Annotated in this window: 24 protein-coding genes and 1 pseudogene; 19 read left to right on the forward strand and 6 right to left on the reverse strand. The window is 71.6% G+C overall.

Features of this window, described 5'->3' with window-relative positions:
* The first annotated feature begins 51 nt into the window (after positions 1-51).
* From AC13HU_RS04855 to AC13HU_RS04875, 5 genes and pseudogenes are all read left to right on the forward strand, one after another.
* On the forward strand, positions 52-255 hold the full coding sequence (locus AC13HU_RS04855; protein WP_483040470.1) for a hypothetical protein: 204 nt from the start codon (positions 52-54) through the stop codon (positions 253-255).
* A 555-nt stretch (positions 256-810) separates the two neighbouring features.
* Entirely contained in the window at positions 811-4662 is a 3852-nt protein-coding gene (locus AC13HU_RS04860; protein ID WP_483040471.1) for an AAA family ATPase, read from the forward strand.
* A gap of 3 nt (positions 4663-4665) precedes the next feature.
* Positions 4666-5076, forward strand: a pseudogene (locus tag AC13HU_RS04865) (MFS transporter); the annotation flags it as partial.
* Positions 5050-5364: an antibiotic biosynthesis monooxygenase family protein gene (locus AC13HU_RS04870; RefSeq protein ID WP_483040491.1), complete on the forward strand. Its 315-nt coding sequence runs from the start codon at positions 5050-5052 to the stop codon at positions 5362-5364. The pseudogene AC13HU_RS04865 and the gene AC13HU_RS04870, both read left to right, overlap by 27 nt.
* Positions 5365-5503: 139 nt before the next feature.
* On the forward strand, positions 5504-5890 hold the full coding sequence (locus AC13HU_RS04875; RefSeq protein ID WP_483040472.1) for a VOC family protein: 387 nt from the start codon (positions 5504-5506) through the stop codon (positions 5888-5890).
* A gap of 187 nt (positions 5891-6077) precedes the next feature.
* On the opposite strand, the gene AC13HU_RS04880 is transcribed toward AC13HU_RS04875, so the two are convergent.
* Positions 6078-6452, reverse strand: coding sequence for an ASCH domain-containing protein (locus AC13HU_RS04880; protein WP_483040473.1), 375 nt, complete (start codon positions 6450-6452; stop codon positions 6078-6080).
* A complete protein-coding gene (locus AC13HU_RS04885; protein WP_483040474.1) occupies positions 6449-7366 on the reverse strand; it encodes a helix-turn-helix domain-containing protein in 918 nt (305 codons plus the stop codon). Before AC13HU_RS04885 ends, AC13HU_RS04880 begins: the two co-directional genes overlap by 4 nt.
* A 321-nt stretch (positions 7367-7687) precedes the next feature.
* On the opposite strand from AC13HU_RS04885, the gene AC13HU_RS04890 reads away from it, so the two are divergent.
* The 5 genes from AC13HU_RS04890 (at position 7688) to tgmC (ending at position 10980) form a co-directional block, all read left to right on the forward strand.
* The gene (locus AC13HU_RS04890; protein WP_483040475.1) at positions 7688-8557 is read left to right on the forward strand and encodes a helix-turn-helix domain-containing protein; all 870 of its coding nucleotides are present in this window, start codon (positions 7688-7690) and stop codon (positions 8555-8557) included.
* Complete coding sequence (locus AC13HU_RS04895) at positions 8548-8790, forward strand: DUF397 domain-containing protein (RefSeq protein ID WP_483040476.1); 243 nt, start codon at positions 8548-8550, stop codon at positions 8788-8790. The genes AC13HU_RS04890 and AC13HU_RS04895 overlap by 10 nt, the downstream gene beginning before the upstream one ends.
* Before the next feature lie 131 nt (positions 8791-8921).
* Entirely contained in the window at positions 8922-9131 is a 210-nt protein-coding gene (locus AC13HU_RS04900; RefSeq protein ID WP_483040477.1) for a DUF397 domain-containing protein, read from the forward strand.
* A gap of 51 nt (positions 9132-9182) precedes the next feature.
* Positions 9183-9728: a GntR family transcriptional regulator gene (locus AC13HU_RS04905; protein WP_483040478.1), complete on the forward strand. Its 546-nt coding sequence runs from the start codon at positions 9183-9185 to the stop codon at positions 9726-9728.
* 31 nt (positions 9729-9759) lie between these two features.
* Entirely contained in the window at positions 9760-10980 is a 1221-nt protein-coding gene (tgmC, locus tag AC13HU_RS04910; protein WP_483040479.1) for an ATP-grasp peptide maturase system methyltransferase, read from the forward strand.
* Between the two features lie 87 nt (positions 10981-11067).
* Here tgmC and AC13HU_RS04915 read toward each other — a convergent pair whose 3' ends face one another.
* Both AC13HU_RS04915 and AC13HU_RS04920 read right to left on the reverse strand, forming a co-directional pair.
* On the reverse strand, positions 11068-11736 hold the full coding sequence (locus tag AC13HU_RS04915; protein WP_483040480.1) for a class I SAM-dependent methyltransferase: 669 nt from the start codon (positions 11734-11736) through the stop codon (positions 11068-11070).
* Positions 11737-11782: 46 nt separating this feature from the next.
* Complete coding sequence (locus AC13HU_RS04920; RefSeq protein WP_483040481.1) at positions 11783-12742, reverse strand: aminoglycoside phosphotransferase family protein; 960 nt, start codon at positions 12740-12742, stop codon at positions 11783-11785.
* Positions 12743-12900: 158 nt separating this feature from the next.
* Between AC13HU_RS04920 and AC13HU_RS04925 the strand changes: the two genes are divergently transcribed.
* The 3 genes from AC13HU_RS04925 (at position 12901) to ftsY (ending at position 15709) form a co-directional block, all read left to right on the forward strand.
* Positions 12901-13737 carry an alpha/beta fold hydrolase gene (locus AC13HU_RS04925; protein ID WP_483040482.1) on the forward strand — a complete coding sequence of 279 codons (837 nt, stop codon included), beginning with the start codon at positions 12901-12903 and terminating at the stop codon, positions 13735-13737.
* Positions 13738-13759: 22 nt separating this feature from the next.
* Positions 13760-14293, forward strand: a complete 534-nt coding sequence (locus AC13HU_RS04930; protein ID WP_483040492.1) for a TetR/AcrR family transcriptional regulator — start codon at positions 13760-13762, stop codon at positions 14291-14293.
* 204 nt (positions 14294-14497) lie between these two features.
* On the forward strand, positions 14498-15709 hold the full coding sequence (ftsY, locus tag AC13HU_RS04935) for a signal recognition particle-docking protein FtsY (protein ID WP_483040483.1): 1212 nt from the start codon (positions 14498-14500) through the stop codon (positions 15707-15709).
* 90 nt (positions 15710-15799) lie between these two features.
* On the opposite strand, the gene AC13HU_RS04940 is transcribed toward ftsY, so the two are convergent.
* On the reverse strand, positions 15800-16522 hold the full coding sequence (locus AC13HU_RS04940) for a bifunctional DNA primase/polymerase (protein ID WP_483040484.1): 723 nt from the start codon (positions 16520-16522) through the stop codon (positions 15800-15802).
* Between the two features lie 192 nt (positions 16523-16714).
* On the opposite strand from AC13HU_RS04940, the gene nsdA reads away from it, so the two are divergent.
* The 6 genes from nsdA to AC13HU_RS04970 all read left to right on the forward strand — a co-directional run bounded on the left by nsdA (position 16715) and on the right by AC13HU_RS04970 (position 25310).
* Entirely contained in the window at positions 16715-18184 is a 1470-nt protein-coding gene (nsdA, locus tag AC13HU_RS04945) for a transcriptional repressor NsdA (RefSeq protein WP_483040485.1), read from the forward strand.
* A gap of 236 nt (positions 18185-18420) precedes the next feature.
* Positions 18421-19749: an ammonium transporter gene (locus AC13HU_RS04950; RefSeq protein ID WP_483040486.1), complete on the forward strand. Its 1329-nt coding sequence runs from the start codon at positions 18421-18423 to the stop codon at positions 19747-19749.
* A complete protein-coding gene (locus AC13HU_RS04955; RefSeq protein WP_328469991.1) occupies positions 19746-20084 on the forward strand; it encodes a P-II family nitrogen regulator in 339 nt (112 codons plus the stop codon). Before AC13HU_RS04950 ends, AC13HU_RS04955 begins: the two co-directional genes overlap by 4 nt.
* A gap of 362 nt (positions 20085-20446) precedes the next feature.
* Entirely contained in the window at positions 20447-22879 is a 2433-nt protein-coding gene (locus AC13HU_RS04960) for a [protein-PII] uridylyltransferase (RefSeq protein WP_483040487.1), read from the forward strand.
* Between the two features lie 109 nt (positions 22880-22988).
* Positions 22989-24536: a signal recognition particle protein gene (gene ffh / locus AC13HU_RS04965; protein ID WP_483040488.1), complete on the forward strand. Its 1548-nt coding sequence runs from the start codon at positions 22989-22991 to the stop codon at positions 24534-24536.
* Positions 24537-24734: 198 nt separating this feature from the next.
* Positions 24735-25310 carry a GNAT family N-acetyltransferase gene (locus AC13HU_RS04970; RefSeq protein ID WP_483040489.1) on the forward strand — a complete coding sequence of 192 codons (576 nt, stop codon included), beginning with the start codon at positions 24735-24737 and terminating at the stop codon, positions 25308-25310.
* A 99-nt stretch (positions 25311-25409) separates the two neighbouring features.
* On the opposite strand, the gene AC13HU_RS04975 is transcribed toward AC13HU_RS04970, so the two are convergent.
* Positions 25410-25913, reverse strand: coding sequence for a ribonuclease FAU-1 family protein (locus tag AC13HU_RS04975; protein ID WP_483040490.1), 504 nt, complete (start codon positions 25911-25913; stop codon positions 25410-25412).
* Positions 25914-26027: the final 114 nt, after the last annotated feature.

Genomic DNA, 26027 nt, shown 5'->3' on the forward strand with positions numbered 1-26027 from the left:
CCCACGACCCACCCGCCCCGGTCGGTCACTCAGCGTGGAGGACCATCCATCATGGCAAAGGCGCTTCTCGGTTACGTCGGCGGTCCCGACCCGCGACTCCTCGCCGAGATGCGAAGGCTTCAGCAGCGCGTCCAGGACCTCGAGTCCGAGCTGATCCGCATGCAGGCGGAGAATGACGCCCTGGCTGTCGCATCGCGTGAAGAGTCGCTGCTCAACAGCATCGACGTCACTCGCGCGGAGCCCGCGCTCGCCTGATCCGGCGGGTGACGGGAATCTCCCTCCACCGATATCGCCGGACGGCGTCCTTGGGACCCGCCCCTGTGTTCAACCTGTTCTACGCGTTTCTGTTCACCGCGTTCACCGTCGCGTTCTCCCCGATGGGTACGTGCCCCTACGTGCGTGCTCGTATGCGCGTCTGATGCGTGCTTATCTGCGCAACGCACACGTTCATGCGCACGTTCATGCGCACGTTCATCGAGTGAATACGCAGCTGGACTTTCATCAGTGGACGTTCGCCAACGGACATTCACCACTGAACATTCATCGCGTGCGCTGGCCGCGCGACATGCCCTCGCATATTACCGTTGCGTATCGCCGCAATGGGATATGACTACGGCACTTCAAGGGACGCCTTCTCGGCGTCCCTTCGTCGTGTCGCGAACTGCGCGCCACCCCGGCTGCTCCCTGCCCCCTCGCCTCCCCTTCGAACGCTTCACAATGCTTGATGATCACCCGTTGCCCCGGTTCTACGTCTGATCTGCCCTGCATATTCCTCGGTGAAACCGCACCCGGCGGGTAGAGTCGACCGGCGTGCATCTCAAGAGCCTCACGCTGCGCGGCTTCAAGTCGTTCGCCTCCGCGACGACGCTGCGCTTCGAACCCGGAATCACCTGCGTCGTCGGGCCCAACGGCTCCGGCAAGTCCAATGTAGTGGACGCGCTTTCCTGGGTGATGGGCGAACAGGGTGCCAAGTCGCTGCGCGGCGGCAAGATGGAGGACGTGATCTTCGCCGGCACCACCGGCCGCCCCCCGCTGGGCCGCGCCGAGGTGTCGCTGACCATCGACAACACCGACGGCGTGCTGCCCATCGACTACGCCGAAGTCACCATCACCCGGATCATGTTCCGCAACGGCGGCAGCGAGTACCAGCTCAACGGCGACACCTGCCGGCTGCTCGACATCCAGGAACTCCTCTCCGACTCCGGCATCGGCCGCGAGATGCACGTGATCGTCGGCCAGGGCCGGCTGGACTCCGTGCTGCACGCCGACCCGATGGGCCGCCGCGCCTTCATCGAGGAGGCGGCCGGCGTCCTCAAGCACCGCAAGCGCAAGGAGAAGGCGCTGCGGAAGCTCGACGCGATGCAGGCCAACCTCGCCCGCGTCACCGACCTCACCGGTGAACTGCGCCGCCAGCTCAAGCCGCTCGGCCGCCAGGCCCAGGTCGCCCGCCGCGCCGCCGTCATCCAGGCCGACCTGCGCGACGCCCGGCTGCGGCTGCTCGCCGACGACCTGGTGACGTTGCGCGAGGCGCTGCGCGCCGAAGTCGCCGACGAGGCCGCCCTCAAGGAGCGCAGGGGCGCCGTCGAGAGCGAACTCGCCGCCGCCGTGCAGCGCGAGGCCCGCCTGGAGGAGCAGGTGCGGGCCCTGACCCCGCGGGTCAACGACGCCCAGGCCACCTGGTACGCCCTGTCCCAGCTCACCGAGCGGGTGCGCGGCACCATCGGGCTGGCCGAGCAGCGCCACCGGCACTCCGTCGGTCAGCCCGCCGAGGAGCGGCGCGGCCGGGACCCGGAGGACATGGAGCGCGAGGCCGCCCGTATCCGGGAGCAGGAGGCCGAACTCGTCGAGGCGCTCGACGCGGCCGAGCGCGCCCTGGAGGACACCGTCGGCCACCGTGCCGAACTCGAGCGGCGGCTCGCCGAGGAGGAGACCCGGCTACGGGTCGCCGCCCGCGCCATCGCCGACCGCCGTGAGGGCCTGGCCCGGCTGAACGCGCAGGTCAATGCGGCCCGTTCGAAGGCCGGCTCGGCCGAGGCCGAGATCGGCCGGCTCGCCTCCGCCCGTGACGAGGCCCGCGACCGTGCCGAGTCCGCGCAGGCCGAGTACGAAGAACTGCGCGCCCAGGTCGAGGGCCTGGACGCCGACGACACCGAACTCGACGCCTGCTTCGAGGCCGCGCGCGCCGCGCAGGCCGCCGCGGAGGAGGAGTTCAGCACCGCCCGGGAGGCCGCCACCACCGCGGAGCGCCGGCGCGCCGCGGTCGCCGCCCGCCGCGACGCCCTCGCCCCGTCGCTGCGCCGTAAGGACGGCACCGGTGCGCTGCTGGCGCGGGCCGGCGCACCGGACGGTCTCGCCGGTGTCCTCGGCTCCGCCGCCGCGCTGCTGCGGGTCACCCCCGGCTACGAGGTCCCGGTCGCCGCCGCCCTGGGCGTCGCCGCCGACGCGGTTGCCGTCACCGGCCCGGCCGCGGCCGCGGAGGCGCTGCGACTGCTGCGCAAGGAGGATGGCGGCCGCGCCGCGCTGCTGCTCGCCGCGCCACCCGCGGCCACACCCGCGTCCGGGCCGTCCGGGTCCACCGAGGCGGTGCTGCCCGTTCAGACGGCGGGAGATCGTACGGACCCTGGTCGTGACTTCGGCCACGGCTCCCCCCGCGATGCCGGCTCGGTGCCGGGGCCCGCGGTGCCCGGCGGGGGAGTCGCCGCACCCGGCGCCGGGGACGCGGCCGGTGATCGTACGGTTGGTGATCGTACGGTCGGCGACCGTATCGCGTCGGCCGTCACGGCGCCCGGGTTGCCGGCCCCGCGGCCCGAAGGCGGCGGGCTGCCCGCGCAGGCGCGCCACGCCGTGGAGTTGGTGGCCGCGGACGCCGATCTGCTGCCCGCGGTGCGGCGGTTGCTGCACGGGTTCGTGGTGGTGGCGACGCTGGAGGACGCCGAGGCGCTGGTCACCCGGCATCCGGAGCTGACCGCGGTGACCGCCGAGGGCGATGTGCTGGCCGCGCACCTGGCGCAGGGCGGTTCGGCGAAGGCGCCCAGCGTCCTGGAGGTGCAGGCGCAGGTGGACGAGGCGAGCGCCGAGCTGGAGCGGTTGGCGGATCAGTGCGCGGAGCTGGCCGAGCGCCAGCAGGCCGCCAAGGAGCGCAGGGCCGCGGCGGCGCGGGAAGTCGACGAGCTGGGGCAGCGGCGCAGGGCGGCGGAGAAGGCGAAGTCGTCGGTGGCGCAGCAACTCGGCAGGTACGGCGGCCAGGCGCGGGCGGCGGCGGGGGAGGCGGACCGCGCGGCGGCGGCCGTGCTGCGCGCCGAGGAGTCACTGGCCGCGGCGCGCGAGGAGTTCGAGGAGTTGTCGTACCGGCTGAGCGAGGCGCAGGAGGAGCCGGGTGAGGAGGAGCCGGACACCTTCGCCCGGGATCGGCTGGCCGCCGATGGCGCGAACGCACGGCAGACGGAGATGGAGGCGCGCCTACAGGTGCGGACCCACGAGGAGCGGGTCAAGAGCCTGGCCGGGCGGGCCGACGGGTTGGACCGGGCGGCCCGCGCCGAGCGGGAGACCAGGGCGCGGGCCGAGCGGCGCCGGGCCCGGCTGGCGTACGAGGCGTCGGTGGCGGCGGCCGTACTGGCCGGTGCGCGCGGGCTGCTGGAGTGCGTGCAGGTCTCGCTGGGCCGGGCCGAGGCCGAGCGGGTCGCGGCCGAGCGGGCCAGGGCCGAGCGGGAGGCGGAACTCGGCACCGAGCGCCGCCGCGGCCGGGAGCTGAAGTCCGAACTGGACCGGCTGACCGGGGACGTGCACAAGGGCGAGGTGCTGGGCGCCGAGAAGCGGCTGCGGATCGAGCAGTTGGAGGCGAAGGCGCTGGAGGAGCACGGCATGGAGCCGGCCGGCCTGGTCGCCGAGTACGGCCCGGAACTGCCGGTGCCGCCCTCGCCGCCCGCCGAGGGCGAGGTGCTCCCCGACGACCCGGAGCACCCGCGCAACCAGCCGGTGCCGTATGTCCGTGCCGAGCAGGAGAAGCGGCTCAAGGCGGCGGAGAAGGCGTATGCGCAGCTCGGCAAGGTCAATCCGCTGGCGCTGGAGGAGTTCGCGGCCCTGGAGGAGCGACACAAGTTCCTCACCGAGCAGTTGGAGGACCTGCGCAAGACCCGCGCCGACCTGCTCCAGGTGATCAAGGACGTCGACGAGCGGGTGGAGCAGGTCTTCGCCGCCGCCTTCCACGACACCGCCCGCGAGTTCGAGGGCGTCTTCTCGCGGCTCTTCCCGGGCGGCGAGGGCCGGCTGTTGCTGACCGACCCGGAGAACATGCTCACCACGGGGGTGGAGGTCGAGGCGCGGCCGCCGGGGAAGAAGGTGAAGCGGCTGTCGCTGCTGTCGGGTGGTGAGCGCTCGCTGACCGCGGTGGCGATGCTGGTGTCGATCTTCAAGGCGCGGCCGAGCCCGTTCTATGTGATGGACGAGGTCGAGGCGGCGCTCGACGACACCAACCTGCAACGGCTGATCCGGATCATGGAGGAGCTCCAGGAGAGTTCGCAACTCATCGTGATCACGCATCAGAAGCGGACGATGGAGGTCGCCGATGCCCTGTACGGAGTATCGATGCAGGGTGACGGCGTGTCCAAGGTGATCAGCCAGCGGCTCCGGGACGGCAAGCGGGCGGCCGCTCAAGCCGTCTGATCGTTCATGGACCGAATGTGCGGGGCCGCCGCGTCCTTGCTTTCCTCGGTGGGATGCGCCACCGGCATGGCCATCGCCCTCGCGCTCGGAGCCTGGGCGTTCTCCGCCAAGCACGGCGCGACCCTCCCGAACGCCGAGGGCACCGTCGCCCTCGTCGCCGCCCACTGCTTCGTGCTCTTCTTCGCCCTGTCCTGGGGCGTCGTCGTCTGGGTCTTCCTCGGCGAGATGTTCCCCGACAAGATCCGCGCCGCGGCCCTCGGCGTCGCCGCCTCCGCGCAGTGGATCGCCAACTGGGCCATCACCGCGAGCTTCCCGAGCCTGTCGGACTGGAACCTCTCGGGCACCTACGTCGTCTACGCGTTGCAGAGTCTGGACCCGAATACGCCGATGTTCGCGCAGTTCAAGGAGGAGACCGGGCCCATCGTCCTGGCCAACACCTTCTTCGTCCCGAAGGAGAGGACCGAAGCGTTCCTGGCCCTCTTTCGGAGGCAGGCGGAGTTCATGAATACTCAGCCGGGATTCGTCTCCCTGCAGATGCACAAGGGAACGGCGGGCAGTCAGCTGCTGATGAACGTCGCGGTCTGGGAGTCGACCGAGGCGCTCGCCACGGCGTTCGGCAGCCCGGAGTTCCAGCGCATGGCGGCCGAGTTCTCCGACGACGTCGTGTCGTACCCGCACATCTTCGAGCAGATCGAGGTGTGACACGGCAGCCGTAGCCGTAGCTGGTCGGCCGGAGTAGCCCTGACCTCCCCTGGGCGGTCACGCATCCATGCGCCATGCCGGGTCGCCGAGGCCGCCGAACACCCCACCACGCACTGCCCGTCCCTGAAGAGGAGTCCCCATGGCCGTGGAACTGAATCACACCATCGTCCCCGCCCGTGACCCGCAAGCCTCGGCGCAGTTCCTGGCCGGAATCCTCGGCCTGAGCGTCGATCCGCCGGTGGCGCACTTCACGCCGGTCACGCTGGCCAACCAGGTCAGCCTGGACTACGACCAGTCGGACGACTTTGAGCCGCACCACTACGCGTTCATGGTCAGTGAGCAGGAGTTCGACGCCGCCCTCGCCCGCATCCAGCGCGGCGGAATCACCCACTACGGCGATCCCGCATGCCAGGAGATTGGGCAGATCTATCACGGTAGGGGCGCCATAGGCCGCAGGGGCACCTACTTCCACGACCCCGACGGACATCTCATGGAAATCCTCACCCCGGGCGGCACTGTGTCGTGAGGACCGGTTGCCACCGTCCGGGCACAACGCGATCCGGCATCCCGACGCGGGTGTGGTGGAGATGGGCTGACGTGTGGCTCGGCCGAGCCGGTCTTCCGGCCGGGCTCGACGCACGTGAGGCGGTCGTACGGGTCCGGCGGGGCGCTACCGGGGACCGGGTTGTCGGCCTCGCACGGGTGGCGGCGGCTCACCTGGTGCGGGGTGGGCCGACCAACTCGAACCCGAGGGCGACGACCCCGAGGGCTTCGCGTTCGGGTGGATAGATCTGGCGGATGTTCGCGAGTTGTTCGTCGCGGGTGGCCAGCGGGTTGACCGACGCGATGTCCTCGTGGTCGAACATCTCGTCGAAGGTGACGTAGCGGGCGACGCGTACGACCCGGGTCAGGACTTCGCCGCCCTGGCGGCGGAACCGGATCGGCGAACCCTCCTTGATCTTGCGGCGACTGGAGTCGTTCACGCGGATCTCAGTGGTCTTGCGGCCGGCCGTGATGAGGTCGAAGTAGCGCTTGTAGATACCCATTTCGTGGGCGCGGTCTACGGGGTCGGTGGGGTGCGCGGTCATGATGCGGCCGAGTTCCTTGCGGTGGTTCGCGCGGCGGGCTTGGGCCGCGCCGGTTCCGGTTCCGGCTGCTGCTCGTATCCGGCCGCGGCCGTCTCGATCAGGCTCAGCGACTGCGCCGGGGGCAGCGCGGCGTCGGCGAGCAGGTCGTGGGTGAGGTGGGCGAGGGCGACGGCGGCGGAGTCGGTCTGGTGGGTGCCGGTGTGGTGAGCGGTGAAGTGCAGCGTGGGGTTCTCTTCGGCGTACGTCATGATGCGCAACGCCCCGTCCGTGGCGGCGGGGTGCGGGGGGGCGGTCAGCGGGAGGACGTGCAGCGTGATGCGGTCGCGGCGGACCAGATCGGCGAGGTGGTGGAGTTGCCCCGCCATGGCGGCGGGACCGCCGAGCGGGCGGCGTAGCGCGGCCTCGCCGAGCACCCCGGTGTAGCGGGGGCCGCGCGGGTCCATCAGCACGGGGGTCCGCGACAGCCTCGCCTCCCAACGGTGCCGGGTGGGGCGGTCCGCCAGCAGCGCGGCGTACGTCTTCGCGACGGCTGCGGCGTACGCGTCCGTCTGGAGCAGGCCCGGCACGAGCGCGGCGTCCCACTCCCGGATGGCGGTCGCCAGCCACTCCCACTCCGCGAGCGGGGTGAGCCGACCGGGGGCGGGCGCGGAGCGGGCGACCACCAGGTTCCGCGCGAAGAAGCCGCCGGTGCCGAGGATTTCGTCCACCGCCCGCGCCAACTCGTCGGCCAGCCGCCGTTCCCCCTGCTCGATCCGGGCGAGGAACGACATCTCGATGTGCAGCCGGTCCGCCAACTCCTCCAACGTCAGCCCGGCCCGCTCCCGGAAGTACCTCAACTCGGCCCCGTACAGCGACCGCGCGGACAGCGTCGGGTCCAGCAGTTTCGCCGAAAATCGGCCGGCGTTCAGGGACATGGGCGAGGGCTCCTCGATGGCGTTTCGGGCATGGGTGTTTTGTCGGCGAACATTGACCAAGGGTGATTGCTCCTCACCTGGGTTGTCCGTGAGGTTTCCTGGTGCAACGTCAACTACGTTCGCGCATGTGCCAATTGCTGTGCAAGCGAGTCGTTCGCATAGTCAAAATTGGCAAATGCCCGATCAGTAACAACCGCACAGCCAACACCGGACTGTGGGCGGAGCGCACCCCGGCACGACCCACGTCGGCACCCGACAGGTGCCTTCCGGACCACTCACACGAACCCCGGCGGGACCGACACGAAAAGGAGGGGATGTCGCGTGGCAGCGAAGCGTGGAGCGACGTTCCGGAGGAGAGAGCTGGGCAAGGAGTTGCGCAAGCTCCGGGAGAAGCGGGGCCTCACGATCCAAGAGGTCGCCAAGGCCCTGAAGTTCTCGCACAGCAAGCTCGCCCGGGTCGAGATCGGGGAGAATGACCTGCCCCGCGTCGGCGACCTCGAAGCGCTGATCGACTACTACGACCTCGACATGGCCAAGGGCGACCGCGAGACCCTGCTCCAACTCCACCGCGAGTCCCTGAGCAAGGAGCCCTGGACCCCGTACAAGGCGTACATGCCCTCGAAGATGCCGACGTATCGAGGCTTGGAAGAGGACGCGGAGGCGATGCGCGTCTTCCAGCCGAGCTTCGTGTTCGGGCTGCTCCAGACCGAGGCGTACGCACGTGCGCTTTACATGATTGCCAAGCCGATTGATGAGACGACCACGGAGTACGTCGAGTCGAATATCCAACTCCGCACCGAGCGAAAGGAGTTGATCACTCGTGCGGAGGGCCCGTTGAAGCTGCGCGTCATCATGGACGAGACGGCGGTGCGCCGCCTGGTGGGTGGTCCCCAGGTGATGCGCGAGCAGTTCGCGGAGATCGTGCGACTGGCCGAGTTGGAGAACGTGACAGTGCAGATCCTGCCGCACGACGTGGTGAGTTACCGCTCGGAGAGCAACTTCGCAATCCTGGACTTCTGCGAGACACTTGATCCTGTCGTACAGGCGGACCAGTGGAACACCATCAGCGTGTCCGACGAGCGCCGAGACGTGCTGCGGACCATCCGCCGGTTTGACGCGATGCGCGACAGCGCCCTGCCACCGGCTCGCACGGCCGGCTTCCTGAACAAGCTAGCGACAGAATGGACGTAGCCATCAACGCGAACATCCTGGCCCCCGATCTGGCCGACGAGTCCCGCTGGTTCAAGTCCTCCTACAGCAACGACTCCGGAGGCTCCTGCGTCGAGGTTGCCCCGCTCACTCGCGCGGTCGGCATACGCGACTCCAAGGACAAGGCGGGCTCGGCTCTCCTCGTCACCTCCACGGAGTGGGCCTCCTTCGTGGACCTGGTCCGTTCCGGCGCCGTCGATTTCGGCGTGGTCTGAGCCCGGGCCGCACATGATCGCACCGACCAGGCGGGGCCGTACGTTTGACGCGTTCTGGCCTCGCCGCCGGGGCATTGTGCTGCCACGGTCGATGCAGTGCACTTCGGCAGCAGCGAGGAGAGATCACGGGCATGCCGAGCGATGAGTACACGGGCGGCTGGCGCAAGTCCAGCTACAGCGGCAGCACGAACAACTGTGTCGAGGTCGCCCCGCTCGCGCACGCGGTCGGCATACGCGACTCCAAGGACAAGGCGGGCTCAGCTCTCCTCGTCACCTCCACGGAGTGGGCCTCCTTCGTGGACCTGGTCCGTTCCGGCGCCGTCGATTTCGGCGTGGTCTGAGGTTGGGCGGTCGCGGCAGCGAGGGGCATGGAAACGGGAGGAGCCGAGCCGATGGGCGCCGGCAAAGAATGGGTGCACGGGTCGGCGCCGTACGTGCGGGCGCGCGGCGAAGGGGAGCGGGACGCGTGGAGCGCGGAGACGGCGGCCCGTGGCCGGACCGGCTCGCAGCGGATCGTGCGGGCCGGGGAGACGGCGGCCCCCGCGGAAGTGGCCGCGCTCCTCGGAGTGGGTGAGGGCGAAGCCGTGATCGAGCGGTGCCGGGTGATCCTGCTGGACGGCGAACCCACCGAAGTGACCGTGACCTACTACCCGGTGGGCGTCGCACGCGGCACGGCGCTGGCCGGGACCGCGAAGATCCGCGGCGGCGCCGTCACCCTGCTTGCCGAGCTCGGCTACCGCGCCCGCACCGTACGCGAAGACGTCCGCGCCCGGCTGCCGCTGCCGGCCGAGCAGGAAGCCCTCGGCCTTACCGCGGCCGAACCCGTCCTCGAACTGGTCCGCGTCACCCTCGACGCAGACGGCACCGCCTTTCAAGTCGACGTATCGGCTTTCCGCGCCACCACCCAACGGCTCCACTACGAGTTGCGGGTCGACTGAGGCACCCGAGCCTCGCAGAACGGAGCACGTCGTGAGTACACCCGCCGACATCGAGGCCGACGCGGCACGCCTGCGGGAAGCGCTGGCCCAAAGTCTCGCGGGCGGGCGCGAGTCGGCCGATCCGGGTTGGTGCGAGGCGGTCGCCGTCGTGCCGCGGCACCGCTTCGTCCCCGGGTTCTACCTGCCCGCGGAGGAACGCGACGCGCAGGGCCTGACGGTGTGGGAACCGGTCACCGCCGCGCGGGACTACGCGCGATGGCTGCCCGCCGCGTACTCCGACACCACCCTCATCACCCAGTTCGACGGGGAGGAGCCGGACCGGCGGGCACCGTCCGTACGGCATGGTGGAGCGCCGACGTCCTCCAGCACGCTTCCGTCGCTGGTGGCGCGGATGTGGGCGGACGCGGAGGTGCGGGAAGGGCATGAGGTGCTGGAGATCGGTACGGGCACCGGTTATTCGACCGCGCTCGCGTGTGAACCCCTCGGCTCGGCCGCTGTGACGTCCATCGAGGTGGACGGCTGCCGGTTGGGGCAGGCCGCCGACGCGTTGTACGGCTGCGGCTACACCCCGACCCTGGCGGTGGCCGACGGGCTGTACGGCTACTGGCCCGAGGCACGCTTCGACCGGATCGTGGCCGCCTGCTCCTTCCGCTTCGTCCCGCCCGCGCTGCTCGCACAGACCCGCCCGGGCGGAAAGATCCTGCTGACCCTCTCGGGTTGGCTCTACGGATACGCCCGCGTCCTGCTCGGCGTGAGCGAGAACGGCAGCGCCGAGGGCCACTTGCTGGGCGGCGCCGTCTCGTTCATGTCGGCGCGCGCCCACGCGGCCCCGGCGTTCGGCAACCCCGCCCACTGGAGCGCCGGCCTGCCGACGACCGGGCGAGCGGCGCGGCATTCCCCCGAGCGGATCACCGCCGCCACCGAGGAAGCGTTCCACCTGCGGTTCCTCGCCCAATGCGCGGTGCCGAACGCGCAGTTGCTCGTCGTCGGCGACGCGGTTCACCTGATCGACGTCGTCACCGGCTCCGCCGCCGCCCTCACGCGAACGGCCGACAGTCGGGACGGTCGGGACGGTTGGGAGGTGCGCGAGGCCGGCCCGGCCCACTTGTGGGACCGCGTCGAGACGGTCCTCACCGCGTACGACGAGGCGGGCCGGCCCGGGCCGGAGACCTTCACCCTGTGCGTCGATGCCGAGGGCCAGCGCCTGCGGCACCCCCGGCTGCCCGATCTGCCGCTGGCCACGCTTCGTTGACCTGCCGGCCCAACGACATGTGGAGAGGCGGAACGGTCGGCCGGGGGAGTGTTGCCCGGCGCGGGACCCGTTGCCGATGCCCGATGGTCAGCCGGGTCGCTTCGCCATGACGACCACACACGGGCCGCTCTGCTCATCCGCGGGGAGCCGGAGTTCGGCGACCGGGTGCAGGCCGGCCTGCTCGATCAGGTCCACGAGTTGTTCCGGCTGCCACTTGTGCGTGGTCCAGCGAACGGCCACACCGCCGTACGCCTCGGTGCGTACCGCGTCTTCGTCGCCGACGTGGGTTGCCGTGATGAAGTGTCCGCCGGGCTTCAGGGCGCGCGCGAACTCGGCGAGAACCTGCGGAAGGACGTCACGGGGGAGGTTGAACAGCGACCACCAGCCGAGCACTCCGCCAAGGGATGCTTCGGCAAGGTCGAGTTCGGTGGCGGAGGCGACGTCGAAACGGCATTCCGGGTGAAGGCGGCGCGCGTTCTCGATCATGCGGGGGGAGAGATCGACCCCGGACACGTCGAGTCCGCGTTCGGCGAGGTAGGCGGTCACGGTTCCGGGGCCGCAGCCGACGTCGAGGACGGGGCCGAGCCCGCTCACGGTGTCGGCGAAGGCGTCGATCGGCGCCTTGAGCCAGGGATACCGACGTATGTCGCCGAGTCCCGTCGTCACCACCATCTGGGCGTAGTTGTCGGCCACGCGGTCATAGGACTCGCGGACCACGTCGAGATCGGCCGGGCGGTCGGTACGGTGTGTGCGCATCAGCCAAAGATAGGGCGGTGCGACCGCCCGCGACTGCTGGTTCGCTTCAAGGGGCGGGCAGTCCAGGGGAAGAGGGAGCGCCTTCGCCCGTCTCGTTCGATCCGGCCTCCTTCGATCCCGGCTCCTGGTCCAGCACCGCGTTCAAGGTGCGGCGGCCGATCCTGGCCATCAGCGGGTTGTCGGCGGAGTGGGTCAGGAAGACCAGGGCCAGCGCCAGCGCCCACCCCCGTGCTCGCGCCCATGTGCTGTTGTCGGCGCGGCCGTACGCGCTCCGGAACTCCGTGCGCTGCGGCGCGGGCAGGATCATCCAGGCGACTGCCAGGTCGGTGGCGGGGTCCCCGGCGGTGATGTCGCCGAAGTCGATCACGGCGCCGACCCTGCCGCGGTCGACCAGGATGTTCGCGGGGTGCAGATCGCCGTGCAGCCATACGGGCGGGCCGTCCCACTCGGGCGCGGCGGCGGCGCTCTCCCACACCCGCAGCACGGCGGCCCGCTCGGCCGGGTCGTCGAGGTGAGGCAGTTGGGCCATCACCCCGGCGGACCGGCCGGCGAGCGGGATTCCGCGCGAGGAGTTGACGGGGGCGTCGGCCGGTGCCGGTAGGTGCAGGGCCGCCAGGAATCGGGCAAGGGCGGGCGCGGCCTCTCCCGGATCGGCCGGCGGCGTGCGGGCCGCGATGTCCCCGGGGAAGAACGGCAACACGCTCCAGGCCCAGGGATACCCGTGCCCCGGCCGCCCGGTGCGCACCGGTGCCGGAACGGGCAACGGAAGACGGTCGGCGAGGCCGGGCAGCCAGTGCTGTTCGTTCACCACGAGTCCGGCGGACGCGGCCCGCCGGGGAAGGCGCACCAGGTAGTCGCAGCCGAGCCGGCAGACCAGGTTGTCCCACCCGTTGGCCAGCACCTTGATGTCGAGTCCGGCCAGATCGGGGTGCTGGTCGGTCAGCAGCCGGCGCACCAGCTCCGGGGAGACCGACACCTCGGCAGCCGGCATGCGGTTGACGTCCACCGCGCAATTGTAGGTAGGTGCGGGAACGGCGCCCGGGGCCCGATGCACGTTCCTCGTATGCCTCCTGGCCACCACCGAGGGCTCGGCGTTGACAAGGTTGGTTAATGGGATTAGCTTTTAGCTAACAGAGTTAGCCAAGACCGAGTTCAGGGGATGCCATGACCGAGTACCTTGCCGTCGATGGCGGCACGATCGCTTACGAGGTGGCGGGGACCGGCCCGCTGATCGTTCTCGCGCACGGGATGGGGGACAGCCGTGCCGCGTACCGCGCGGTGACGCCGGCGCTGGTGGCGGCGGGCTACCGGGTCGCCGCGGTGGACCTGCGGGGCTGCGGCGAGTCCAGCGTGCAGTGGCCGGCCTGGAGCCGTACGGCCGTCGCCGGTGATCTGCTCGCGGTGGTCCGGCACCTGGGCGGCCCGGCCGTGCTCGTCGGGCACTCGATCTCCGGCGGCGCCGCCACCATCGCCGCGGCCCAGGAGCCCGAGCTGATCAGCGCGGTGGTCGAGCTCGGGCCGGTCACCCGCAAGCAGTCGATCCGGCTGGGCGACCTGCGGGTGAAGCGCTTCCGGCAGGGCATGCTGCGGCTGCTCGGCACGGGCGTCTTCGGCAGCGTGCGGCTGTGGCGGTCGTACCTCGACGTGGCCTACCCCGGCGTGAAGCCGGCCGACTGGGCCGAGCGGCTCGGCCGGATCGACGCCCTGATGCGCGAGCCGGGCCGGATGAAGGCGATGCAGGGCATGGGCCGCAGCGCCCCGACGGACGCCGGCGCGCAGCTCGGCAACGTCAGTTCCCCGGTCCTGGTCGTGATGGGCACACTCGACCCCGACTGGGCCGACCCGCACGCCGAGGGTTCGGCGATCATCGACGCCCTGCCGTCGGGCCTCGGGCGCCTGGAGATGATCGAGGGCGCCGGGCACTACCCGCACGACCAGTTCCCCGACCAGGTGGTCTCGCTCGTGCTCGACTTCCTCCGTACGGACGCCGCCCGTGCCTAGGGCCGGCCTGAACCAGGGGACCGTGGTCGCGGCCGGTGCCGCCCTCGCCGACGAAGTGGGCCTCGCCCGGCTGACGATGGGTTCGCTGGCCGAGCGGCTGGGCGTGCGCACCCCGTCCCTGTACAAGCACGTGGCCGGCCAGGACGACCTCAACCGGCGCATCGCGGTCCTGGCGTTGAACGAGGTCGCGGACGTCACAGGCGGCGCGGTCCAGGGGTACGCGGGCCGCGACGCCCTGGCGGCCGCGGCGCGCGCCTTCCGCGCCTTCGTCCTGGAACACCCCGGCCGCTACGCCGCGACGATCGGCATGGAACCGTCAGGACCGGACGACCCGCTGGCCACCGCGGGCCGGCGCTGGCTCGACGCGTTCAAGGCGGTGCTGCGCGGCTACGACCTCGCACCGTCCGACGTGGACCACGCGCTACGCATGCTGCGCAGCCTCCTCCACGGCTTCGCGACGTTGCAGGCGGCCAACGGCTTCCAGTGGAGCGCCGAAATCGACGAGAGCTTCGAGTGGCTGATCGCCTTCGCCGACCGCGGCCTGCGGGCGGGTTGAGCGTACGCACGCGGGCCGGCGCCGTCCGGAGTTCGCGGACCGGCCGAGGCGCCGCGTTCCCCGCCACTGCCACGCCCCTCGCTTCCGCCGCGCCGCCGCTGCCACGCGCCCGGGTCCGTCGCCGCCTCCTTTCCGCCACCGCCGCGGCGCGGGAAGACCCGGGTGAGACGGCGACGACGCCGGAGTAGGGATACTGGACGGGTTATGGAAACCGTCATCCTTGTCGTCGTCATTGCCCTGGTCGTGCTCCTCGGGGCCGGCGGGCTGGTGGTCGGCAGCCGCCGCAAGAAGAAGCAGCAGCTGCCGCCCTCGCCGCCGAGCACCCCGACGATCACCAAGCCTCCCGCCGAACCGCATGTCGGGGACGAGGCCGAGACCCCGCGGGACGAGTCCCGCAGGACCATCGAGGAGGTCGAGCTGCCGGGCGCGACCGCCGCGCCCGAGGCCCCCGAGGAGGTGGGGGTCCCCGAGCAGGTCGTGGTCGAGCAACCCGAGCCGACCGAGGGTCGGCTGGTACGGCTGCGCTCCCGCCTGTCCCGTTCGCAGAACTCGCTCGGCAAGGGCCTGCTCACCCTGCTGTCGCGGGAGCGGCTGGACGACGACACCTGGGAGGAGGTCGAGGACACCCTCATCACCGCCGACGTCGGTGTGACCCCGACCCAGGAGCTCGTCGAGCGGCTGCGCACCCGGGTGCGCGTACTGGGCACCCGCACCCCCGACGAACTGCGCACGCTGCTGCGGGAGGAACTGGTCACGCTGGTCGACCCGACGCTGGACCGTACGCTGCACACCGAGAGCCACGAGGAGTCCCCGGCCGTCGTGCTGGTCGTCGGGGTCAACGGCACCGGCAAGACCACCACCACCGGCAAGCTCGCCCGGGTGCTGGTCGCCGACGGCCGCAGCGTGGTGCTGGGCGCGGCCGACACCTTCCGGGCCGCCGCCGCCGACCAGCTCCAGACCTGGGGCGAACGCGTCGGGGCGCGCACCGTCCGCGGCCCCGAGGGCGGCGACCCCGCGTCGGTCGCGTTCGACGCGGTCAAGGAGGGCATCGCCGAGGGCGCCGACACCGTGCTGATCGACACCGCCGGGCGGCTGCACACCAAGACCGGCCTGATGGACGAACTGGGCAAGGTCAAGCGCGTGGTCGAGAAGCACGGCCCGGTCGACGAGGTGCTGCTCGTCCTGGATGCCACCACCGGTCAGAACGGCCTGGTGCAGGCCCGCGTCTTCGCCGAGGTGGTGAACATCACCGGCATCGTGCTCACCAAGCTCGACGGCACCGCCAAGGGCGGCATCGTGGTCGCCGTCCAGCGCGAACTCGGCGTCCCGGTCAAGCTCATCGGCCTGGGCGAGGGCGCGGACGACCTCGCCCCGTTCGAGCCGGAGGCATTCGTCGACGCCCTGATCGGGGAGTAGAGCCCGGTCGCGTTGCGACCATGTGTAAGGGGCGCCCACCTGGATGGACGCCCCTTACACATGAGCGGAGTACGTGGCGGGACGACGGCCTTACGCGCAGGCCCGCGTGCGGTGGGACACGTAGGCCAAGGTGCCCAGGAGGAGGCGGGCCTCGGGGGGCTGGGGCATCGAGTCCAGTCGGGGTTCGCGCAGCCAGCGGACCGGGCCGAGCCCGCCGAAGTCCGAGGGGGGAGCTGTGACATGGTCACCCGGGCCGAGGCAGCGCAGGTCGAGCCGCGCGTCGTCCCAGCCCATCCGGTAGAGCAGGTGGGGGAGTTCGGCCGCGGCCCCCGGAGCCACGAAGAACTGCGCCCGCCCGGTGGGCGTGAGCAGCACCGGCCCCAGCCGCAGTCCCATCCGCTCCAGCCGCACCAGCGCCCGCCGGCCCGGCAGTTCGGCCACGTCGATGATGTCGAACGTCCGCCCGGCCGGCAGCAGCACCGACGCGCCCGGCATCCGGTCCCACATCCGCGCGGCCGCCTCGGGCCCGGCGCCGGCCGGCACTTCGGCCGCCGGGTCCAGCGGGTGCGCGCCCGGCTCCTTGCAGCGCGGCTCCCCGCACGAACACGCCTCGCCGCCGCGGTCGGCCCGGGCGCCCGGCACCACCGCCCAACCGCACAGCCCCGTGTACTCGGCGACGGTGTCGCACACCTCGGTGCGCGCCTTGCGGCGCGCGGCACTCCACACGCCGGGGAGCGCCGCCACCCTCGCGGCGTGCCGCACGACGGTCCGGTGCTGCCGCATCTCACGCATTGTGTCGATCGTGAACACCATGACCCCTCCAACGGATCGCGCCCGCCGTTGGTTACGCACTCGAAAAGCACCTCCCCCACCGGCATGTGTCAAGTGAATCGCCTGCGGGCGCGGCGGAGTTCATCCGATGGGGTGGCGAATGGTGGCGTTTCCGCAATTGCGGTCGCCGGTCGGGTGATCGGGGCGCTACTCTACGTAGGTAGCAGAGGCGGGATGGGGGGCGCGGCCGTGACCGGTACAGCGGACAAGCAGCCCAACGCGCAGTTGACCTCTTGGTTCGTGCGCAGCGGCTGGTCCAAGGGCGAACTCGCTCGTCAAGTCAACCGCAGGGCCCGCCAGTTGGGCGCACACCACGTCAGCACGGACACCTCAAGAGTGCGGCGCTGGCTGGACGGCGAGCAGCCCCGGGAGCCCATCCCGCGCATCCTGTCCGAGCTGTTCTCCGAACGCTTCGGGTGTGTCGTCCCCGTCGAGGACCTCGGTCTGCGCTCCGCCCAACAGCCGCCCTCCGGCGGTGACATCGACCTGCCGTGGGCCGGCCCGCAGACCGTCCAGCTCATCAACGAGTTCTCCCGCAGCGACCTCATGCTCGGCCGCCGCGGATTCCTCGGCGCCTCCCTCGCCCTGTCCGCGGGACCCGCCCTGCTCGAACCCATGCAGCGCTGGCTGGTGCCCAGCTCGTCCGTCCCCCGCCCCGCCGCGCCGGCCGCGGGCCGCGACGGCGGCCGCCCGTCCCGGCTGTCCGAACAGGAGCTGCAACTCCTGGAGTCCACCGCCGCGATGTTCCGCGAGTGGGACAGCCAGTGCGGCGGCGGGCTGCGCCGTAAAGCCGTCGTCGGCCAGCTGCACGAGGTGACCGACCTGCTCCAGGAGGCGCACCCCGAGCTCATCGCCCGCCGGCTGTACCGGATCACCGCCGACCTCGCCGCCCTCGCCGGCTGGATGAGCTACGACGTGGGGCTTCAGCCCACCGCCCAGAAGTACCTGGTCCTCGCGCTGCACGCCGCCAAGGAGGCCGGCGACCGGCCGCTCGGCGCGTTCGTGCTCTCCTCCATGAGCCGCCAGATGATCCATCTGGACCGCCCCGACGACGCCCTGGAACTCATCCACCTCGCCCAGTACGGCAGCCGCGACTCGGCCGGCGCCGCCACGCAGTCGATGCTCTACACCCTGGAGGCCCGCGCCTACGCCAACATGGGCCAGGTCAACAAGTGCCACCGCGCGGTCCGGATGGCCGAGGACACCTTCGCCGACGCCCGCCCGGGCGAGGAGCCGGCCTGGATCGACTTCTTCACCAAGGCCGAACTGCACGCCGAGAACGCGCACTCCTACCGCGACCTCGCCTATGTCGCCGGCCGCAGCCCCACCTACGCGTCCCTCGCCGAGCCCGAGATGCGCGAGGCCGTCGACGGCTTCCGCGAGGACCCGGTCCACCAGCGCGCCTATGCGCTCAACCTGGTCGGCATGGGCACCGTCCAGCTCCTGAAGCGCGAGCCCGAGCAGGCCGCGCACTTCACCGAGCAGGCGATAGGGGTCGCCAAGCGGGTCCGCTCCGAGCGCGTCAGTACCCGCATCCGCAAGACCACCCACGCGGCCGTCCGCGACTTCGGCGACGTGCCCGAGGTGGTCCAGCTCGCGGAGCGCCTTTCCGAGGAACTCCCGGAAGTCGCCGAATCGGCATAACGGCGACCCTGTACGGCGGAGTCGCCGCGCCAGGCTGATGGTCTTCTTTCCCACCCGTATACATCCTTCACCGAACACCCGGATGGTTCATCTCCGCGTAACACGGGTGACTTCTTCGTCACGACGGTGAAACATCGTATGGCATCGGGTGAAACCCGCCTCGGCCAACCTCAAGGCCAACACCGGCCCACCCCTGCACCGCCCGCACGGGCCGTTCGGATGACGAGGAGACGCCGATGGCACCAGCCATCATCACACTGGCCGCGGATGCGCCCAAGCTCGACTCCGGTAATACCGCATTTCTGCTTCTGAGCTCCGCGCTCGTGATGCTGATGACACCGGGGCTGGCGTTCTTCTACGGCGGCATGGTCCGTGTGAAGAGTGCCCTGAACATGCTGATGATGAGTTTCATCAGCCTCGGGGTCATAACGCTGTTGTGGACCGGCTACGGATTCAGCTTCGCCTTCGACGGCGACAACGGCGGATTCATCGGCGGCACGCGCTGGCTGGGCCTTCGGGACATCGCGCCGGACGACCTGTGGGGCGCGACCGGCACGCCGGTCTTCGCGTTCGCCGCGTTCCAGCTGATGTTCGCGATCATCACCCCCGCACTGATCAGCGGCGCGCTCGCCGACCGGGTCAAGTTCACCGCCTGGTCGGTGTTCATCGCCCTGTGGGCGACGGTGGTGTACTTCCCGGTGGCCCACTGGGTCTGGGGCGGCGGCTGGCTCGGCCAGAAGGGCGTGATCGACTTCGCCGGCGGTACCGCGGTCCACATCAACGCGGGTGCGGCGGCCCTCGGCGTGATCCTCGTCATCGGCAAGCGGGTCGGCTTCAAGCGCGACCCGATGCGCCCGCACAGCATGCCCTGGGTGATGCTCGGCGCCGGCCTGCTGTGGTTCGGCTGGTTCGGATTCAACGCCGGCTCGGAGATCACCTCCGACGGCGTCGCGTCGACGGTCTTCATCAACACCCAGATCGCCACTGCCGCGGCGATGATGGGCTGGCTGCTCTACGAGCGGCTGCGGCACGGCTCCTTCACCACCCTGGGCGCCGCGTCCGGCGCGGTCGCCGGCCTGGTCGCGATCACGCCCTCCTGCGCCTCGGTCAGCCCGCTGGGCGCCATAGCGGTCGGCGTCATCGCCGGCGTCATCTGCGCGGCGGCGGTCAGCCTGAAGTACCGCTTCAACTACGACGACTCGCTCGACGTGGTCGGCGTCCACATGATCGGCGGCATCGTCGGCTCCCTGCTGATCGGCCTGCTGGCCACCGGCGGCGTCGGCCAGGACGTCAAGGGCGTCTTCTACGGCGGCGGATGGCACCAGCTCGGCGTGCAGGCCATCGGGGTCTTCTCGGTCCTCGGCTACTCCCTGGTCTGCGCCGCGATCCTCGCCAAGCTCATCGACATGGCGATGGGCTTCCGGGTCTCCGAGGATGTCGAGATCAGCGGCATCGACCAGGCCGAGCACGCGGAGACCGCATACGACTTCACCGGGGTCGGCAGCGTCGCCCACGCGGCCCCCGCAGGTGTCGAGACCATCGTGACCAAGAAGGTGGACGCGTGAAACTCATCACCGCCGTCGTCAAGCCGCACCGGCTCGACGAGATCAAGGAAGCCCTCCAGGCGTTCGGCGTCCAGGGCCTCACCGTCACCGAGGCCAGCGGCTACGGCCGCCAGCGCGGCCACACCGAGGTCTACCGGGGCGCCGAGTACACCGTCGACCTCGTGCCGAAGATCCGGATCGAGGTCCTCGTCGAGGACGCCGACGCCGAACAGCTCATCGAGGTCGTGGTCAAGGCGGCCAGAACAGGCAAGATCGGCGACGGGAAGGTGTGGAGCCTGCCGGTCGACACGGCCGTCCGGGTCCGCACCGGCGAGCGCGGCCCCGACGCGCTCTGACGACCTGGGCGCGATGGGGAGCGGATCAGCGAGATCGCACCCTAGTGCCCCTCCCGGCAAGGTTTGCCCCGCTCGCCGCCCTGGCACGCGCGTCCTCCCCCTACCTTCGGTGGCTGGGGGCACCCCCGGCGAAGCCAGGGGGAGTGCCCCCAGCGTTGGCCGAAAGCCCGGGTAGACCCACTACGAGGGCTTCCGGCCGCCTTGCGGCCTGGGGGCACCCCCACGCCGAAGGCCATGGGGGAGCACCAGGACACCTCGCTACCGGGCAAACCTTGCCGGTCACGGCACTAGGTCGTAACGACCCAGGTCGTAAGCCCGGGCCACCCCGAGCCGCGGCCCGACGACAAGACAGCGGAGCACGAGTGACCGACAGCGTCGAAGCGCAAGGCCACGGCTACGCGGCGGCCCGGCTGCACCTCCTCACCGACGAGGGGCAGCCCGGGCCGCCGCGCCGTGCCGCCCTGGCCACCCTCACCGACCGGTGGCTGGCCGCCCTGGCCACCGAAGCCGCCCAGGCGGCCGACACCACCGACTGGGCGCTGGTCGCGGTCGGCGGCTACGGCCGCGGCGAACTGTCCCCGCGCAGCGACCTCGACCTGCTGCTGCTGCACGACTCCCCGAAATCCGTCGCGGCCCTCGCCGACCGGGTCTGGTACCCCGTATGGGACCTCGGGCTGGCCCTCGACCACTCGGTCCGCACCCCGGCGGAAGCCCGTACGACCGCCGCCGACGACCTGAAGGTCCAACTCGGCCTGCTGGACGCCCGGCACATCGCCGGCGACGCGGCCCTCACCTCCGGGCTGCGCAGCGCCGTCCTGGCGGACTGGCGCAACCAGGCACCGAAGCGGCTGCCCGCCCTGCACGAGTTGTGCGCCGAACGCGCCGAACGCCAGGGCGAACTGTCCTACCTGCTCGAACCCGACCTCAAGGAGGCCCGCGGCGGCCTGCGCGACGCCACCGCGCTGCGCGCCGTCGCCGCGTCCTGGCTCGCCGACGCCCCCCGCGAAGGACTCGAAGAGGCCCGCACCCGGCTGCTCGACACCCGCGACGCCCTCCACCTGGTCACCGGCCGCGCCACCGACCGGCTCGCCCTCCAGGAGCAGGACCAGATCGCGGGCGCCCTCGGCCTGCTCGACGCCGACGCCCTGCTCCGCCAGGTCTACGAAGCCGCCCGCCGTATCTCCTACGCCGCCGATGTCACCTGGCGCGAGGTCGGCCGGGTGCTGCGCGCCCGCGAGTCCCGCCCGCGCCGCCGCAGCCTGCTCGGGCGCGGCCGTACCCCCACCGCCCAGGCGGCGGCCGAGCGCGTCCCGCTCGCCGAGGGCGTCGTGGAGCAGGAGGGCGAGGCGGTGCTCGCGCTGGCCGCCAAGCCCGACCGCGACCCCGTGCTGCCGCTGCGCGCCGCCGCCGCGGCCGCGCAGGCCGACCTGCCGCTGTCCCTGCACGCGGTACGGCGGCTCGCGGCCGCGTCCCGGCCGCTGCCCGTGCCGTGGCCCGCGGAGGCCCGCGAGCAACTGCTCACGCTGCTCGGCGCCGGCGAGTCCACCGTGCCGGTCTGGGAGGCCATGGAGGCCGAGGGGCTGATCACCCGGCTCATCCCCGACTGGGAACGGGTCCGCTGCCGCCCGCAGCGCAACGCCGTGCACCGCTTCACCGTCGACCGGCACCTGGTGGAGGCGGCAGTCCAGGCGTCCGGCCTCACCCGCCGGGTCGGCCGCCCCGACCTGCTGCTGACCGCGGCCCTCCTGCACGACATCGGCAAGGGCTGGCCCGGCGACCACAGCGAGGCCGGCGAGGTGATCGCCCGCGACGTCGCAGCCCGGATCGGCTTCGGCCCCGCCGATGTGGACACCCTCGCCCTGCTGGTCCGCCACCACCTGCTGCTGATCGACACCGCCACCCGCCGAGACCTCGACGACCCCGAGACCATCCGCATGGTCGCCGAGGCCGTCCGGGACACCGCCACCCTCGAACTGCTCGCCGCCCTCACCGAGGCCGACGCCCTGGCCACCGGCCCCGCCGCCTGGAGCACCTGGCGCGCCTCCCTCCTGGCCGACCTCGTCGACCGCGTCGCCGGCGCCCTGGACACCGGCGACCTGCCCGACAACGGGGACCGCGAGCCCACCGCCGAGGAGGAGCGGCTGGCGATCGAGGCCGCCCGCACCCGCGGCCCCGTACTGGCCCTGCACGCGAAAGCCGAGCCGGAACCGGAGGGCGACGCCCAGAACGAGGCGCTGGGCGTGGAACTGCTCGTCGCCGTACCCGACCGGCCCGGCCTGCTCGCCCACGCGGCCGGGGTGCTCGCGCTGCACCGGCTCACCGTGCGCGCCGCCGACCTGCGCTCGGTCGACCCGGTCGGGGAGGGCCCGGTGGCCCTGTTGAGCTGGCGGGTGTCCGCGGAGTACGGCGCACTGCCCGAGGCCGCCCGGCTGCGCGCCGACCTGGCCCGCGCCTTCGACGGCTCCCTCGACATCGAGGCACGGCTCGCCGAGCGCGAGTCCGCCTACCCGCGCCGCCGTGGCATCGTGCCGCCGCCGGCCCGGGTCACCATCGCCCCCGGGCACACCTCGCAGACCGCCACCGTGCTGGAGGTCCGCGCCCACGACGCCCCCGGGCTGCTGCACCGGATCGGCCTCGCGCTGACCGCGACCGCCGTCACCGTCCGCTCGGCGCGCATCTCCACCCTGGGCGCCAACGCGGTCGACGCCTTCTACCTCGTCGGCAAGGACGGCAATCCGCTGCCGCCGGCCCGCGCGGCCGAGGTGGCGAAGCAGGTGGAGGCAGCCCTGCGGTGAGCGCCGATTCCGGCGGCTTCCGCCCAGGGCATCCGACTCGGTGCGCGGGCCGATACCCTGGAAGGCGACTGTCTCCGCCCCCGACCCCGGATGAGGACCTGCGACCACCGTGTTCGACACTCTGTCTGATCGCCTCGCGAATACCTTCAAGAGCCTCCGGGGCAAGGGCCGCCTGAGCGAGGCGGACATCGACGCCACCGCGCGCGACATCCGCATCGCGCTGCTGGAAGCTGACGTCGCGCTCCCCGCGGTGCGGGCCTTCATCGCCAACGTCAAGCAGCGTGCGCTCGGCGCCGAGGTCTCCCAGGCGCTGAACCCCGCGCAACAGGTCATCAAGATCGTCAATGACGAGTTGGTCACCATCCTGGGCGGCGAGACCCGGCGGCTGCGCTTCGCCAAGCAGCCGCCGACCGTGATCATGCTGGCCGGCCTCCAGGGTGCCGGTAAGACCACGCTCGCGGGCAAGCTGGGCCAGTGGCTGAAGAAGGAGGGCCACACCCCGCTGCTGGTCGCCTGTGACCTCCAGCGGCCGAACGCGGTGAACCAGCTCTCCGTCGTCGGTGAGCGGGCCGGCGTGGCGGTCTACGCGCCCGAGCCGGGCAACGGCGTGGGCGACCCGGTCAAGGTGGCCCAGGACTCCATCGAGTTCGCCAAGACCCAGCAGTACGACATCGTCGTGATCGACACCGCCGGCCGGCTCGGTGTCGACCGGGAGATGATGCAGCAGGCCGCGGACATCCGGGACGTCACGCACCCCGACGAGATCCTGTTCGTGGTCGACGCGATGATCGGCCAGGACGCGGTGAACACCGCGGAGGCGTTCCGCGACGGTGTCGGCTTCGACGGCGTGGTGCTCTCCAAGCTCGACGGCGACGCCCGCGGTGGTGCCGCCCTGTCGATCGCGCACGTGACCGGCAAGCAGATCATGTTCGCGTCCAACGGCGAGAAGCTGGACGACTTCGACACCTTCCACCCGGACCGCATGGCGTCGCGGATTCTGGGTATGGGCGACGTCCTGTCGCTGATCGAGAAGGCCGAGCAGACCTTCAGCCAGCAGCAGGCCGAGGAGATGGCCGCCAAGCTGGCGAAGGGCCCCAAGGAGTTCACGCTCGACGACTTCCTGGCGCAGATGGAACAGGTCCGCAAGATGGGCTCCATCTCCAAGCTGCTCGGCATGCTGCCGGGCATGGGCCAGATCAAGGACCAGATCAACAACCTGGACGAGAAGGACGTCGACCGCACCGCCGCGATCATCAAGTCGATGACGCGCGCCGAGCGGGCCGACCCGCACATCATCAACGGCTCGCGCCGGGCCCGGATCGCCAAGGGCTCGGGTGTCGAGGTCAGCGCGGTCAAGAGCCTGGTGGAGCGGTTCTTCGAGGCGCGCAAGATGATGTCGCGGATGGCGCAGGGCGGCGGCATGCCGGGGATGCCCGGGATGCCGGGCATGGGCGGCGGTCCTGGCCGGCAGAAGAAGCAGCAGAAGCAGGCCAAGGGCAAGCGGCAGTCGGGCAACCCGATGAAGCGCAAGGCCGATGCGGCCGCGGCCGCCGCCCGGCGCGAGGAGCAGCAGGCGGGCGGCGAGGGCGGCCCGCTCGGGCTGCCCGGCGGCAAGGACTTCGAGCTGCCGGACGAGTTCAAGAAGTTCATGGGCTGACGCCCGGGCCGGCCTTCGGGGTCGGCGGTCGTTGGCCGCCGACTCCAAGGCCGGGCTGGGGCCGGTCGGGTCGGCGTCGGGTCGAGTCGGGTCGGGCCGGGCCAGGTCGGGGCCGAGTTGGCGACCGGGTGCTTCCGGCGGGCATCCCCCCGCGTGGATGGTGCGCGGGAGCAAAGGGCTTCCTGCGATGATGCGATCATGCGTATTTCGATCCGCGAGCCCCAGGAGGGCGACGCCGAGGCCCACCGCGCCGCCGTCCTGCGGTCGGCCACGCACCTGCAGCCGTGGAACCCGGTCGAACCCGACGCCCTGCCCGAACTGCTGCGGCGGCAGGGCGCCGGCCTGCGGACCTACCTGATCGTCGACGACGACGAAGCCGGGGACGACGGCGGGAACTCCGGTGGGGACTTCGGCGGGACCGGCGGGCTGGTCGGCACCTGCAACGTCGCCAACATCGTGCTGGGCCGCTTCCGCAACGCGGCGCTCGGCTACGACAGCTATCTGCCGTACGCGGGCACCGGGCGGATGACGCTCGGCCTGCGGCTGGTGGTCGACCGCTGCTTCAGTGCGCGGCCCGACGGGCTGGGGCTGCACCGGCTGGAGATCAACGTCCAGCCGGACAATGCCCGTTCGCTCGCGATGGCCCGGCGGCTCGGCTTCCGCCACGAGGGCTTCTCGCCGCGCATGCTGTTCATCAACAACGCCTGGCGGGACCACGAGCGCTTCGCGCTCACCGCCGAGGAGTGGCAGGGCCCGACCAGTTGGCGCGGATAGGGCGCCTGCCCCCGGGCGTCGCCGGACCCGGTGCCGCGCCCTGGTGACGCCGGCCAAGCGACGCCGGCCTGGTGACGTCCGAGGGCAGGTGCCCCCGGCTCACAGCAGCGACGCCGGCCCGCCGTCCCTGGCCACCCGCTCCAGCTCGTCCAGCGCGCGCACCGCCGCCTCGGCGGCCGCCGGGTCCCGCCCGGCCAGTCCGCTCGCCTCGAACTCGTCCTCGTCCAGCCGCAGTACGTCGCCGCCGTCGGCGGACACCCACAGGTCGAGGTCCAGGTCCTCGGAGAGCAGCGTGGCGTCCTCGACGGCGACCGGGCGGGTGATGTCGCAGTACCAGCCCTTCAGGACGCCGGCCGGGTCGCGCACCTCCTTGACGGCGTACCAGCGGTCGCGCCAGTAGTGCTCGGTGAAGACGTCGCCGGGTTCGAAGCGGACGAAGCCGAAGTCGCGGACGGTGGGCAGCGACCAGGGCGCGGTGACGGTCACCCGGACGCCGTCGTCGGAGCGCACGGTGGCGTCGTAGCGGACCTTCTCCCGTCCGGCCTTGACCAGACGGACGACGGCAGGAGTACCGGGGGACAGGGGGGTGGAGTGCGTCGGCATGCGGCCACTGTCGCCCGAAGGACCGGAGAGCGGCCAGCCGTTATTTGGGTAGCGCGATGGCGGGTGCGGTGCCCGGCGTGGTGTGCAGGGTGGGCGTGCGGGCGGGTGCAGGGG

This window comes from Streptomyces sp. NH27 (assembly GCF_056859195.1).